Source organism: Streptomyces sp. NPDC055103, assembly GCF_053607625.1.
In genome coordinates, this window is the sequence record NZ_JBSGTX010000096.1 from 1 (window position 1) to 12,936 (window position 12,936).

13 protein-coding genes and 1 pseudogene are annotated in these 12,936 nt (G+C 68.2%); 4 read left to right on the forward strand and 10 right to left on the reverse strand.

Going from position 1 to position 12,936, the window contains the following annotated elements; all coding sequences use genetic code 11:
- Positions 1-75: 75 nt before the first annotated feature.
- A complete protein-coding gene (locus ACWFR1_RS36530; protein WP_453559406.1) occupies positions 76-813 on the reverse strand; it encodes a hypothetical protein in 738 nt (245 codons plus the stop codon).
- A 519-nt stretch (positions 814-1,332) separates the two neighbouring features.
- Between ACWFR1_RS36530 and ACWFR1_RS36535 the strand changes: the two are divergent.
- Positions 1,333-1,614 (forward strand): annotated as a pseudogene (locus ACWFR1_RS36535) (HNH endonuclease); the annotation flags it as partial.
- Between the two features lie 303 nt (positions 1,615-1,917).
- Here ACWFR1_RS36535 and ACWFR1_RS36540 read toward each other — a convergent pair.
- Together ACWFR1_RS36540 and ACWFR1_RS36545 are read right to left on the reverse strand one after the other, a co-directional pair.
- Complete coding sequence (locus tag ACWFR1_RS36540) at positions 1,918-3,456, reverse strand: terminase large subunit domain-containing protein (protein WP_453559409.1); 1,539 nt, start codon at positions 3,454-3,456, stop codon at positions 1,918-1,920.
- Complete coding sequence (locus ACWFR1_RS36545) at positions 3,453-3,989, reverse strand: hypothetical protein (protein ID WP_453559412.1); 537 nt, start codon at positions 3,987-3,989, stop codon at positions 3,453-3,455. The genes ACWFR1_RS36540 and ACWFR1_RS36545 overlap by 4 nt, the downstream gene beginning before the upstream one ends.
- 168 nt (positions 3,990-4,157) lie before the next feature.
- Between ACWFR1_RS36545 and ACWFR1_RS36550 the strand changes: the two genes are divergently transcribed.
- Both ACWFR1_RS36550 and ACWFR1_RS36555 read left to right on the forward strand, forming a co-directional pair.
- Positions 4,158-4,763 carry a hypothetical protein gene (locus tag ACWFR1_RS36550; protein ID WP_453559415.1) on the forward strand — a complete coding sequence of 202 codons (606 nt, stop codon included), beginning with the start codon at positions 4,158-4,160 and terminating at the stop codon, positions 4,761-4,763.
- A 127-nt stretch (positions 4,764-4,890) separates the two neighbouring features.
- Complete coding sequence (locus tag ACWFR1_RS36555; RefSeq protein ID WP_453559418.1) at positions 4,891-5,937, forward strand: PASTA domain-containing protein; 1,047 nt, start codon at positions 4,891-4,893, stop codon at positions 5,935-5,937.
- A gap of 338 nt (positions 5,938-6,275) precedes the next feature.
- Here ACWFR1_RS36555 and ACWFR1_RS36560 read toward each other — a convergent pair whose 3' ends face one another.
- The 3 genes from ACWFR1_RS36560 to ACWFR1_RS36570 form a co-directional block, all read right to left on the reverse strand.
- Positions 6,276-6,713 carry a hypothetical protein gene (locus ACWFR1_RS36560; protein WP_453559420.1) on the reverse strand — a complete coding sequence of 146 codons (438 nt, stop codon included), beginning with the start codon at positions 6,711-6,713 and terminating at the stop codon, positions 6,276-6,278.
- Positions 6,714-6,806: 93 nt separating this feature from the next.
- On the reverse strand, positions 6,807-8,252 hold the full coding sequence (locus ACWFR1_RS36565; protein WP_453559423.1) for a methyltransferase domain-containing protein: 1,446 nt from the start codon (positions 8,250-8,252) through the stop codon (positions 6,807-6,809).
- Positions 8,249-8,908, reverse strand: coding sequence for a ParB/RepB/Spo0J family partition protein (locus tag ACWFR1_RS36570; protein ID WP_453559426.1), 660 nt, complete (start codon positions 8,906-8,908; stop codon positions 8,249-8,251). Before ACWFR1_RS36570 ends, ACWFR1_RS36565 begins: the two co-directional genes overlap by 4 nt.
- Positions 8,909-8,992: 84 nt before the next feature.
- Here ACWFR1_RS36570 and ACWFR1_RS36575 point away from each other — a divergent pair, with 84 nt between their 5' ends.
- The gene (locus ACWFR1_RS36575) at positions 8,993-9,937 is read left to right on the forward strand and encodes a DUF5677 domain-containing protein (RefSeq protein WP_453559429.1); all 945 of its coding nucleotides are present in this window, start codon (positions 8,993-8,995) and stop codon (positions 9,935-9,937) included.
- 59 nt (positions 9,938-9,996) lie between these two features.
- On the opposite strand, the gene ACWFR1_RS36580 is transcribed toward ACWFR1_RS36575, so the two are convergent.
- The 4 genes from ACWFR1_RS36580 to ACWFR1_RS36595 all read right to left on the reverse strand — a co-directional run bounded on the left by ACWFR1_RS36580 (position 9,997) and on the right by ACWFR1_RS36595 (position 12,759).
- On the reverse strand, positions 9,997-10,119 hold the full coding sequence (locus tag ACWFR1_RS36580; RefSeq protein WP_453559431.1) for a hypothetical protein: 123 nt from the start codon (positions 10,117-10,119) through the stop codon (positions 9,997-9,999).
- Entirely contained in the window at positions 10,116-10,319 is a 204-nt protein-coding gene (locus ACWFR1_RS36585) for a hypothetical protein (RefSeq protein ID WP_453559434.1), read from the reverse strand. The genes ACWFR1_RS36580 and ACWFR1_RS36585 overlap by 4 nt, the downstream gene beginning before the upstream one ends.
- A gap of 250 nt (positions 10,320-10,569) precedes the next feature.
- The gene (locus ACWFR1_RS36590; RefSeq protein WP_453559436.1) at positions 10,570-11,487 is read right to left on the reverse strand and encodes a class I SAM-dependent methyltransferase; all 918 of its coding nucleotides are present in this window, start codon (positions 11,485-11,487) and stop codon (positions 10,570-10,572) included.
- A 60-nt stretch (positions 11,488-11,547) separates the two neighbouring features.
- Positions 11,548-12,759, reverse strand: coding sequence for a ParB/RepB/Spo0J family partition protein (locus tag ACWFR1_RS36595; RefSeq protein WP_453559439.1), 1,212 nt, complete (start codon positions 12,757-12,759; stop codon positions 11,548-11,550).
- Positions 12,760-12,936 lie beyond the last annotated feature (177 nt).

The window sequence follows — 12,936 nt, forward strand, 5'->3', positions numbered from 1 at the left end:
TGTTTATATGCCCCGGGGGCCGCCCCGTGGGGGGTGCCGGGGGGACGGCCCTTTTCCGTTCCTACCGTGGCGGTGTCAGCCCGTAGCGTCCGCGATCCGCTCCAGCTGGGCCTTGACGACCGGCTCCGGGATCGCGGCCTTCTTCTGGTCCAGCATGTTCACCCCGTAGAACGCCGCGATCACGCCCCCGCTGCGCACCACCGTGTACGTCATCGGCACCTTCTGCTTGCCGATGTCGCCGGTGATCCGGTAGCCGACGGCCTCGTCGCCGAGCTTCGGCGCCGGGAGGCTCTCGACCTTGCCGTAGGTGAGGCCCAGGGTCTTGAAGCCCTTGGGGCATTCGGTGACGGCCGTGCGGAGCTCCTTCATCACCCGGGTGGCGTTGTCCGCGGAGTGCGAGGCGAGCCACATGGAGCCGACGGTCGCGTTGGCGGCCTCGACGGGCTGGAGGGAGCGGTGCACCGTACTCACGGCGGGGACGTGCGTGAAGCCGCCGACGAGGCTGGCGAGGGGCTGGCAGGCCTTCTTGTCGGCCTCCATGCCGCGGCCGGCCTCGACGTCCGCCTTGGCGATCTTCTTGGCGTCGAAGCCCGCGGTCTTTCCGGTGATGGCGGCCTTTTCGAGGGCCTTTCCGTCGAACGCCCCCAGACGCTTCGCCTCGGCGGCCTCTTTCTCCTCGGCGCTCTGCTTGCTCTTCGCGCTCGGATTCGGCTTCTTGGAGTCGGAATCCGAGGATTCTCCGCTGCATGCGGACATGACGAGCAGGGCCGGTATGACGGCGGCGATCGGAAGGGCGGCCTTGCGCAGTTTCATGGTCTTTCCCGGCATCTCTCGCTGGCGAAGAATAAGCAGAATGATCTTACCGGCGGCAGCGAGGTGTCCACATTACGTTTTGACCTCGACTCGACCAGTGCCGGATATTTCCGCCAGAGCAGCGAGCTCCTTCTGTCCCGAGCCTTTCCCTGGTCGGCGGCTGGCACACCGTCACGGCCGTCGACACTCCTGTCGACAGCGTGGCATCCGTGCCGTTCTGCAGCTACCTCACCATCGCCGGAGATTGGGAACCGCTCCTTGCCACGGTATTTCTTCCAGCTACGACCAGAGTGCCAACAGCTCCAGCCCAGCACCCTTACCTGGACGCTCTCGCCAGACTGCGACGTGTGCTGGCGATGCACCCTGCTCGTCACTTTGTGGTTCGACGACGTCGGACCTCCCCGGACCGCAACGCCGTTGGGGCCTCCTGGCCAGGCCGCGGCCGCACTTCGGACTGCTCAGCCACCAGCGTCAGGCAGGAATACTGCACGGCTCGAATGACGCCCCCTGCCAGCTGAGGCCTCGAACTGGGATGCGAAGCGCCGGGAGGCATACGCCAACGACCAGGATGCCGCCACCTCGCTCGTCGCCGTCACCGCCCGAACCAACCGGTCCAAGAGCGACCAGGACCCGCGCGAGTGGATGCCGCCCCTGCTGGACTCCCACTGCCGGTACACCTCGGAGTGGGTCGCCACCAAGCTCCGCTGGGGACTCACCGTAGACCAAGCTGAGGCCGACGCCCTGGCCGTGTACGCGGAGGCATGCGAGACCACCGTCGTCCACTACACCCCCGCCCCGTAACCTCCACGGGAACGTGCTGTGCCCCGCACCAAAAGGAGCGGGGCACAAGGGAGAGCGAGCCAGCTTGACCAGTCGGTTCGACCTCCCACTCTCACCGTAGGGCACCGCCCCCGGTCAGATCCCAGCTGTTCACTCCCACGGGCACGATCCACCTGCTGGCGCCACGCGGACGAGGTACCGGGTCACGCTGACGATGACAGGCTCGTTGACGAGGGTGGTCCCGAAGGCGCCCGAACATCGAGGTGCCAATGGTCCGTTTCCTCCTGGGACCGTTTCCGTCTCAAGGTCGCTTGCCGGTCGGTGTCATCGCCGTCCGTCGAAGCGGTCGTCGTCCGAGCCGGGCGGGAGTGTGTCGAGCTGGTCGGGGTCGGCCAGCTCGGTAAGGCCGTGCACGGCGGCGTCCATGCGGTCCGGGCTGTCCATCCCTTCGACCCAGGTGACCATCTGGTCCTCCAGCTCGGTGTACTCGCCAACGTGGTGGACGAGCTGCTGCTCGTACAGCTGGGCCACGGGCGCCGCGCGGAGCCGCTTTCCGACCTTCGCGGTGACCTCCAGGATCATCGGCATGAGCAGGCCCTTGGTGACGCCGTCCCTGCGCAGCTGCTCCCACGCCTGGGTGACCACCTGCTTCGCCATGTCGCCGCCATAGTTCTTCTCCACCACGATGGCGTCGGCCTTGAGTTCCAGGGCCAGGCGACAGGCGGCCAGGCCCCAGTCGTTCGCGCCCATCGAGCCGGACCGGTCGGCAACGACGTAGAGCTGCCGGTCGAAGTCGCGGGCGACGCCGACGATGCCAGTCTCGTCGCCGACGGTGCTCTCACCGCCAGCGGGGTCAACAGCGACGATGATGCGCGCCATGTCGAGGCCGGAGAACTGCACGGCATTGATGCGGGCGTTGTCGATCCACTCGCGCTGCCACACGCCTCCCGCGGGCGGGCGCGGCTTCTGCATGTAGAGGGCGCCCCAGACGCGTTCGCCGACGCGCTTGCGGGTCTTGGCGTGGTGGGCGGTGGTGAAGCGTTCGGGCCACAGGGCTTCTCCCGGCGCGCGGCCGAGCGGGTCGTCGGGGCTGTCTGCCAGGGCGGGCAGGTCGATAACGCGCCAGGCGTCGCGTTCGGTGGCGAGGATGCGTCCGGCGAGGTCGTCCTCGTGCCAGCGGGTCTGGATCAGGCAGATCGCGCCGACTGGTTCGAGGCGGGTCTGCACGACGGAGGTCCACCAGTCCCAGGCGCGCTTGCGCATGGTCGGGGAGTCGGCGTCGGCCATGTCCTTGACCGGGTCGTCCACGATGGCGATGTGCGCGCCGCGTCCGGTCAGGCCTCCGCCGATGCCGGCGGCGAGGAGTCCGCCTTCGCCACCGACAATGTCGAAGCGGTTGGCGGCCTGGCTGCCGGGCTTGAGCTGGAGGCCGAGGTCGTCGCCCCAGGTGTGGATGGCGTCTCGGATCCACCGGCCGTGGTCATCGGCCAGGTCGGCGGAGTAGCTGGCGATCATCATGCGGTGGCCGGGGTTGCGCCGCAGGTACCACAGCGGGGCCCAGCGGGAGGCGCGACGGCTCTTGCCGTGCCGCGGGGGCATGGTGAGCATGACGCGCTCGCATCGCCCCTCGGCCATGTCGATGAACGCCTGGTCGATCAGGTCAAGGTGAGGTGCCTGCATCTCCCGGCCCCCGGTGAGCACAGCGGCGAGTGCCCCCGGGGAGCGGTCCATCGCGAGCTGCCGTTCGGCTCGTACGAGCTCGGCCCGCAGCCCCGGGGAGGCGGACCGGGCTATGGAGCGGCGGTGTGCTGGCGGCAGCGTCTTGTATCGGGCGACGATGCTCGCGTTGTCCCGGGCCCTCACTCGGCGTCCGGGTCGGTGAGCGCGATCAGCTTCTCCAGCTCGTCCACCGTGGCGTTCTCCACCTGTACCGGCCCGCCGTCCGGGCCGGACAGCTCGGTGCGGACGGGCATGTCGAGGCCGAGGAGCCGTGCGCGCCGTTCCATGATCCGCAGGGTGCGGTCGACGGCCGCGAGGTCCTGGTCGCGGATGGCCTTCTTGTAGGCGACGAAGAACAGCCGGTCGAGCCTGTCGGCTTCCAGTGCGCGCAGTTCGTCGACGTCGTCGTTTAGCTCGGCGCGCCGGTCGGCGAGCGCGGTACGGACATCGCGGCAGGCGGCGTGGATCAGTGCCTCGTCGCTCGGCGGGTCTTGGCGCTTTCGGTACTTCTCGATGCCGTACCCCTGCGGGTAGGCGATGCCGTCGCTGTTGACGGCAGGGTCGGCGGCGAGCTTGCGGGCGATCGTCAGCCAGTCCACGCCGGCGAGGCGGAGGTCGATGGCGTCCGAGCGGCGGCGCGCGATGGCCGCACGCGCGGCCTTGTCGGGGCGTCCCACGTCGGGGTCCTTCACGGCTCGGGTGCGCCCCCGCGCCCAGGCCCATGATCCCTCATCTTGCCGATACCGCCACGCTGAGTCGTCTCATTTCAGACACCGACCCTACAGAGCGTGAACCTCCTGTGTATGTTGAGCGCCGCTCAACGTCCCGTCTCCAGGAGTCCTCACATGCCGACACCCGCGCAGACCGTGATACGCAGGTCCGTCACGGCCGCCGCCCTCGCCGTTCTCGTCACCGGCTGCTCCGGCTCCGGTGAGCCCGACGCCAAGCCGACCGTCTCGAAGGCCACGGCCGTACCCAGCACCGCCGCTCCGACGACGTCGGCCCCGTCGGCGAACGAGCCGCTGAGCTTCGGGGACACCTTCATCTTCCGAACGAACCTCCCCCCGCAAGGCGAGGTCGAGGTGAACGTCACCGCCTCAAAGTACATCCAGCCCGCGAGCGCCGACTTCTCCCCGGCAGAAGTCTCGGCCGGCGCCAAGGGTGACGAGTGGGCGGCCCTGGAGGTCAAGCTCTGCTCGGTCAAGGGCAACATCGAGGCTCACCAGAACTCCTGGCAGCTCGCGACAGCGGACGGCGCCCGCATCGACTCCGAGTTCGCCTCTGGGGGCCCGAAGCCCGAGTTCCCTGCGGGCGGTGCCAAGCTCGCGGCCGGCGACTGCGTGCGCGGGAACATCATGTTCGCCGTGCCCAAGGGAACACGCCCCACCACGGCCGTGTACGCCCCCGCGTCGATCGATGAACCGAAGAAGTGGACCATCCCCGCGAAGTAGACATTCAGCCCCAGCCCCTGCCGCAACGGCGGGGCCTCTGCCGTCTCGCTCTGCGCGTTGGGGAGCAGGCAGCTTCCGCAGTCTGTGCAGGTTGAGCGACGCTCACTTCATTTTCGGGGAGAACCCTTTGACGCAACCGCCGCCCGGATACGGCTACCCCCAGCAGCCCCCGCCGTACGGCCAGTCGCCGTACCCGTATCCTCCGGCACCGGTCCGACGCTGGTGGCAGCACCCGGCACTCATCATCACGGCGCTGGTCATCTTCCCTCCCGGCGGAATCGCGCTCGCGTGGCTCAGCCAGTGGAGCCAGACAAAGAAGATCATCGCCACCGTCCTCGCCAGCCTCTGGTTCATCACGCCGTTCCTCAGCGACCCGCCGAAGGACCCGAAGGGCGACGCGAAGCCGAAGTCGGCCGCAACGGCAACGGCCGAGGTGACGGCCACGCCCACCCCGTCCGCAAGCCCGTCACCCAGTGGGCCGCCCAACTACGTGGGCCAGAACCTCAAGACGGCCAAGGCCGCCGCCTACTCCACCGGATTCAACGCAATCTCCCACGACGCCTCGGACGGCGACGCCGGGCAGTGGGACGACGACAACTGGAGGGTGTGCTTCCAGACCTCGGCGGCCAAGAAGGTCGGCTCGATGCCCACGCTCGACTTCGGCGTGGTCCGCAACGAATGGCCGTGCCCCGCGAAGGACGGCGAGCCGATCCCGTACCCAAAGATGCCGAAGGTCGTCGGCCAGACCTTCGAGAAGGCGTCCACGACGCTCAAGCCGCTCGCCCTCCAGGCGATCGAGGCGGACAGCGCCTACACCGACGTCACCGTCCCCGCGACCGTCGACGACTGGATCGTCTGCTTCCAGGACCCGGAGGCCGGCGAGGAGATCAAGTACCCGAGGACCACCACGGCGTACCTCAAGGTGACCTCGCCCGGCACCGCCTGCCCGAAGACGGAGTTCACCGAGCTGCACCCCGACCCGACGCCGCCCGGCACGGACGACGACTCGGACGGTTCCAGCTCCTCGTCGCCCGGCGGCTCCGACGGGGGCGGCAGCGTCGGCACCGTCACCCCCGGCGCCTACTGCTCCACCCCCGGATCGACGGGAATCGGCAAGGAGAACGGCAGGCTCTACACCTGCAAGGGGCCCGGCCGGGAACGCTGGCGGCGCTGACCCAACACGAAGCCCCCGCCCCGGAGAAATCCGGACCAGCGGGGCTTCGCCGTTTCCTGGGCAGACGGTGGCGCCGACGCGCTGGGCGAACCGGCGCAGGCCGGGGATCTCGCCGTTGACGGCCAAGAGCTCGGAGGTGATCGCCCTGATCCCCTCGCATTCGCAGGGGCCGTCAGCCTCTCGTTCTGGGTCGTCGCCAACCTTGCCACCGAATTTGAGCGGCTGGTCGTGACCTTGGTTGAGGTTGCCGAGCGGATTCGCGAGGCCATTCGTCGGTTCCGCGACCACCACTGACGGTGAGCCCGCACCTCAGGAGTTCTGAGGCGCGGGCTCTCGCCTCACATGAGCGTCATCTGCTCACCCTCGCCGGGCCTCCTGGGCGGCACGAACTCCGGCGGCGCATCCGGCGCGTCGCGGTTCGTGCGCAGCCACCATGCGAACTGGTAGTTGCGGCAGGTCCGGAACCTTTGGGAGTTCCGGCGGGCTTCGGTGGCGGGGATGTCGCGCTCGCCCCATCCGGTGATGGGGCGAGCGTTCTCCAGCCGGACCTGGAGGCCGGGGACGAGGGCGGGCCCTTCCCAGTTCTCCCCCGGCGCGGCCTCGAAGGCGAGGTGGGCGTTGTCGCTCCATCGCCAGGGGTTGGGCAGCGCGCACAGGTACCAGGCGAGCGGCTGGTTGGCCGTCGGCAGTTCGACGAGCTGGTGCCGACGCTTCGGGTCGACCCGCGGGCGGTCCGGTTGCCCGAAGGCCCGCAGGCAGTGCTGGTCGAGGGCCACGTGGCGCACCCCTGCGAGCCACATGATGTGGTACCGAGAGCGCGACTCGATTCCCACCCTTATTCGTTCCGGCATGAATTCCCCACTGAATTCTCAATTCCCGAGAGAACGGTTCCTCTCTATAACCAATTTTATCAAATTTCCCACCAATTCCAGGTGCCTGTCATGCCGGAAGCCATTCGGGTAAGGCATGTTGAATTCCTGCTCGAAGGCCCTTTCGTACTCCTCTTTCGGGAGGGGGATGGGGCGGCGACAGGTGGCCTTGATGTTGGAGCCGCTGAGGTCAATGACCTTCACGTCTTCGAAGTAGCGTCGGAGGAGCGGTTCGAGGGTTTCGGGGGTGTGGAAGCGGAGCTTCTGCCACTTGCCCTTGACGAAGTTCATCTCGACGTTGTCCTCGTCGAGGAAGCTCATCTTCGTGGTGGCGGTCTGCGAGGTGACGCGCTTGGCCTGCTCGTCGCGGAGTTCGCGGGCGAGGTTGCGGGTGCCGAGGCACACGACGCCGTCGGCCGCGCACAGGGCGTTGACGGTGGTCAGTACCCAGTGCTGATAGTCGAGGGTCGTGGTGGCGTTGATGACGGAGTCGAGGACGACGACGTCGTAGAGGCCGTTGGCCTGGATGTCGGTGTCGATGTCGCGGATCATGCCGACGACGGCCCGGATGTCGACGGCGTACGAGCCGTCCCGGCACCGGTAGGGCTCGTAGTCGTGAATGTTGAAGCCCTTGGCGCGCAGGTGCTTGGCGTAGTCGCCATACCCGGCGCCGAAGTCCACAACGCGGTGGCTGGGCTTGAGCCAGGGGGTGACGAGCTGGTCCCAGGTCTCCGAGCCGTAGGCGAGCTTGCCTGCCTTGGCCTTGGAAGAGAACTGCCTGAGCCGCTTGGGCTGGACGATGTGCTGGTTCCAGACGGGCGCCTTGCCCTCGATGGCGGTCCAGTCGTAGACGCCGTACTCGCCGGTGAGGTCGGCGTGCAGCTGGGCGGCTTCGGAGGAGGGAACGGTCCAGGCGAGGAGGTCGAAGCGGTTGATGGCGGCGACGACGGCGTACTCGGCGTTGAGGACGATGCGGCCCTGGTCGTCGATGACGACGCTGCCCCACGGGCCGTGGCCGGCGGCCATGTGCCCGATCGCGTTGACGAAGGAGAGGTTCTTGCGTTCGGCGACGCGGATGGACTGCCACGGGATCCAGGACCAGGCGCCGAGTTCGCCAGGGTCGGCGTAGACGACGCTGGCTTCGGTCTCGACACGGTTGTGGAGCAGGTTGAACTGGATCTCGTCCTGGAGACGGACCTTCGTACCAAGCATGACCGCAGGCGTGTGGGTCAGGCCGATCGCCTTGAGTCCCTTGGTTCTCTGGTGGCCCGCGACCAGCGTTCCGTCGGCGTTGAGGATGACTGGCTTGACGACGCCGTGCCGCCGCAGGGACGCCTGGAGCCGGATGAACGCGGTCTCGCTGAGGCGTCGTGGGTTGTAGTCGGCGGGGCGGAGCTGGTCGAGCGGGTACGACTCGTGGAACGTCGTGGTGGGCACCTTGCTCATGCGGTCTCGTCCTCCTGGTGGGCCTGCTGTAGGACGTGCCAGCCGAAGCCCATGTCGCTGTTCGTGTCGTCGACGAACTTCGTGTAGATGGCATCCAGGGCCTCTACTTCTTCAGCGGTGATGCGGACCCGCTTGGACTGCCACTGGAGGTAGCCCCACTGGAGGTAGTCGACGGTCGCGGCCGCGCCGGTGCCCGCTCCGTCAGAGGTGAGCTCCAGGGTCTCGGGCAGCGATGTGTCGTCGAGGAGCCGGTCGACGCTCTCGCGGTCGTAGCCGGTGCCGCCGAGGTCGGGGATCTCGGAGAGGACTTCGGCGAGCAGGGCGGTGTCGTAGCCGGCGAGGTCGTTGGTCCGGTTGTCGACCACGACGATGCGCGCGGCGGCCTCGTCGTTGACGTCGACCCAGGTAGCGGCGATCTGCTCCCAGCCGAGCTGCTGCGCGGCGGCGACGGTGTGGTTGCCCGCCAGAATCTCGTTCGGTCGGCCGGTGTGCGTGCCCTTGTTGACGACGACGGCGCGGTACTGGCCGTTCACGGTCAGGGACTCGGCAATGGCCGGGAGGTCGCCGGTACGGGGGTTGCGGTAGTAGGGCGTCAGCTCGGATATGGGGACGGCGAGCGGGAGGAGCTGTTCGGGGATGTTGGCGAGCGCGGTCACGAGGCGTCCCTTGGTAGGCCGTTCCCCGCGCCCTACAGGAAAACCACCCTAGACGGTCGACGGCGCTGTGCCAGCCTGTACGTCATGAGCGCAGGGGACGAGAAGACCGCGGCAGAGCGGAATGCCGCACATCTGACGATCAAGGAACTGGCCGATGCCTTCGAGAAGGTCGCTGGCCGCCCTGTTGAGGTGAAGGCCGAGCATGAGGTCGCCTTCCTTGCGGGGTTCGGCTGGTGGGGCAAGATCGCGCGCACTGCGCGTGGAGTGACCCTGCTTGCCGATGCCCATTTGACGAGCGAGGCGACCCCCCTCGCTCGGGTGGTCGTCGAGCACACGCTGGCCTTGAAGTGGTTGCTGGACGGCGCCCCGGAGACGGTCCTGGCCTGGGAGGAGGAGGGGCGGGAGAACCGGCATCAGCTGCTCGAGGAAGCTGCGAAGGCAGAGTGGGCACTGCCCGACTGGGTCGAAAAGCCGGAGCTGCCGGCGAAAGGGGACGAGCACCCGCTTCGAGGCGAGTACTCCTCGTTCCTGCGCCTCACCCAGCTCTACGGTGACAAAGACACCTACGTCGCCTACCGATTGATGTCAGCTGACGTGCATCCCTCTGCGACCGGAGCCAGCAGGTTCCGGCACGAGGAGGGCGATTCGATCAGCCTTCGTATGCCGAAGGACGATCATGGGCCGCTGACCCATGTTGCGTACTGCCTCTTCCAGGCCACGATGATGATGGACGAGCTGTTGGTCGGCAGCCCTCTTGCATCCGCCATCCTCCGGGCCGAGGTTCTCTTCGGTCGTCCCCCGCACATGCCCGAGCGCGTGCCTGAGAACGAGACGCCGGTCCAGAAGGCGCCGACTCGGGTTCAGGTCTCTGCTGATGACCTGTCTGATGCGAAGGCTCTGGCCACGATCGTGTTCAACTCCTTGCGGCAGGCCGGGGCCGAGCTCGGCCAGGAGAGCGTCTCGCAGCGCAAGAGGCGAGTGATGGTCGACGTGACCTCGATGCCGACGGCGACCCCGAGCGAGTCCTGACGGAGCGAGCAGCGGAAGCGGGCGCCCGAGGTGGGCGCCCGCTTCGGTGTGCGTGGAGATCAGCGGTTGTTACAGCGGCAGATCCCAGGGGGCAGGCACCAGGAGTCGCACGACTTGCACCACACGTCGCCCGGCACGGGCGGGGTGGGCTCGGTCTTCTCGGTCGTCTGCCGCTCGCTCATGCTGCTCTGCTTCCTATGCGTGTGTAGAGGGCTGCTTCGAGTTCCGCCCGGTGTTGGGCAGCGTCGAGGTCGGGTTCACGGCTCCGCCGGGATTCGGAGCCGCGGTCGGCCGGCCTAATCGGCTCGCCGTCCCGCTCGGCGACGAGGCGGCGGTACAGGTCACGCTCGTCGGCGTGGCCACGAAAGTCCTGCGAGGTCATGGCACTCCCGGGTACACGTGGACCCGCCGTCGGCCTGGGCCGGGGCGGGTCCGCTCGCGTGCGTGGATGTGGCGCGACAGGTGGCTTCGCTTCGGTGCGGAGCCGGTGCCTGACGGGTAGGGCGCGGGGGATTGGCCACCCGTCAGGCACCGAGGGGATGCCGCATGCCACGGCATGTTGGTGGGCCGGTTCCTCGGCTGTGGCCGTTCCCTTCAACGAGATAGACCGTAGCACCATTCAGTGTTGGGATCTATTTCTGGTTGTGATCTTGAAGTTTGCTGACCGGCTCCCCACCTCCGAAGCCGGCCAGGGGCAAAGTGCCGTGCGAGGTCGGTTCGTCGGTGAAGAACAGGGCCTGTTGGGCGGCGCGGGGCTGCGCGGTGAAGTCCTCGGGCCTCGGCGCGTGGCGGTCGAAGCGAGGTGCCTCGGGTGCCTCGCGGACCGGGATGACGGTGACGACCGTACGGATGCGAAGGGTCGGGAAGGCGTCGTCCGGCAGTTCCGTGACCGTGCCACGGGCCTCCCGGATCCGGGCGAGGAAGTCTCGGGTGGCCCGGCCCTGATGGAAGATCAGGCTGCCGAACATGACCGCGACGAGGAGGCCCCCCGGCGGGAGGAAGCGAAGGGCCCTTTCGACGTGGCGGATGTCCTGCCGCTTGGCGAAGGGCGGGTTCATGATGACGCGCCGGTACTGGCGGTTCACCGGCACGGCCAGGAAGTCGGCGGTGGTGACGCCGCGGGCGTAGCCGCCGGCGCGGATGTGGTCGGCCCGGCCCGGGTCGAGTTCGACGCAGTCGACGACAGCCCCGCGGGCGGCGGCGGGTTCGGCGATGGCGCCGCGTCCAGCCGACGGCTCCAGGACCTCGCATCCGGGGGTGAGGTCGGCGAGCTCCAGGAGCTGGTCGACGATGGGGGCGGGCGTGGGGTACCAGCCGCGTTCGTCGTCGGTGGTTACCTCGCCGGTGTTCAGGATCCCGGCGACAGCGTCGGCCGCGTCGATGGGGAACAGGTGGGCCCGCTGGTAGCGGTCCCATCTGCCGCCGACTGCGCTCAGGGCCAGGTTCACGCGCTGGTAGAGCTTGCTGTCGAGCTGGCCGGGGAGGTGGAGCACCGGGCCTTCGGTGGTGGACGACCTGATGACGTCGAGAACGTCGGGATCTATCCGCATTGTCGTGCCTCTCAGGGAGGAGGGGACGGCCCGCTGGCGGGCCGCCCCCTGGCGGTTGGGTCAGGCGGCGAGGTCTACCGACTCGGGCTCGGCGCCGGTACCGGCGTCCTCCCGCTCCGGCTCGGCGGCGGCGCCGTCGGCCTCCTGCGCCTCCTCCTGTTGCGGGGCGTCGCTCTCCGAGCTGGCGTCCGTCTCGGTGGCGGCGGTCTCCGCCTGGTCCTCCTCCTGGGAGACGGGCTCGTCCTGCGCGTCAGCGCCAGTCTGCTCGTTCGCGCCGTCGACCGCGGGCTCCAGTCGGGCGAGCGCGGCCGCCGCCTCGCCGACGAGGTCCGGCGCGGCGGCGTCGGAGCTGACCATGAGCCCGCTGGCGTCAGCGTGGGCCTTGGCCTGCTTGAGCTGGAAGCGGGCCTTCTGGACGTAGTTGGCGACCCTGTCGATCTGGTCCAGCCGCATGCCGACCTGTCCCTCCAGCAGGCGGGCAAGCTCCATCGCGTCGGTCTTGGCGACGCGCTCCAGCAGTTCACACATGCGCTCGATGGTGTCGAGGTCGCTCTTGGTCTTGGCCTGGGCGCGGCTGATCTCGGCCTTCTTCTCAGGCGTCATCTCCTCGACGTCGACCATGGAGTCCTGCTTCGCCGCCTTCTCCTGCTTGCGCATGGCGTAGGCGATGTGGACGAGCGCGTTGTCGGTCTTGTCGCCCTTCTTCCAGTCGTCGAAGATCGCCTTCTGGTTGACCGGCGAGAGCGCGGCGATCTGGACGGCGGCCTGCGTGCCGATGTGGCCGGCGTCCACGGCCGCCTGGATCTCGGGGCGCAGGTTGAGCAACGTCAGGCGCTGATTGACGAAGGGGACCGACTTGGAGAAGGTCTCGGCGACGGCGGGGATCTTGGAGGGGTCGCCGTCGTACTCGTCGTCGAGGACCCGCTTGAAGCCGCGGGCCTCCTCCATCGGGAGCATGTCCTCGCGGTTGAGGTTCTCGGCCATGGCCTTCTTGAAGGAGTCGAGGTTGCTGATCTCGTCGTCGCCGTCGGCGAGGAGAATCTTGGCCTCGATCGTGATGTTCCCGACGATCTCGTTGGCGCGGAAGCGGCGCTCGCCGGCGACGATCTCGTAGCCCTCCTTGACCTTGCGGACGACGATCGGCTGGAGCAGGCCGTGCTGCTTGATCGAGGCGGCCAGCTCGTTCAGGGCCTCCTCGTTGAAGGTCTCGCGCGGCTGGTTCTCGTTGCGGTGGATCTGGCGCATCTTGAGGTTCGCGTACTTGTGCAGCATGTCGGTCTCCAAGAGGTCAGCGGGTGGGGTCTCTCCCCTCCCCCTTTCATGCTTTTATTCTATATGCATTCACGGTGGGGGTCCACAAATTCCCGAAGTTTTTCCAGGTCAGCGACGTGGGGGGGGGGGGCGCCCGGGGGCCCGGGGCCCCCGGAGACCCCGCACACCGCCACGCCC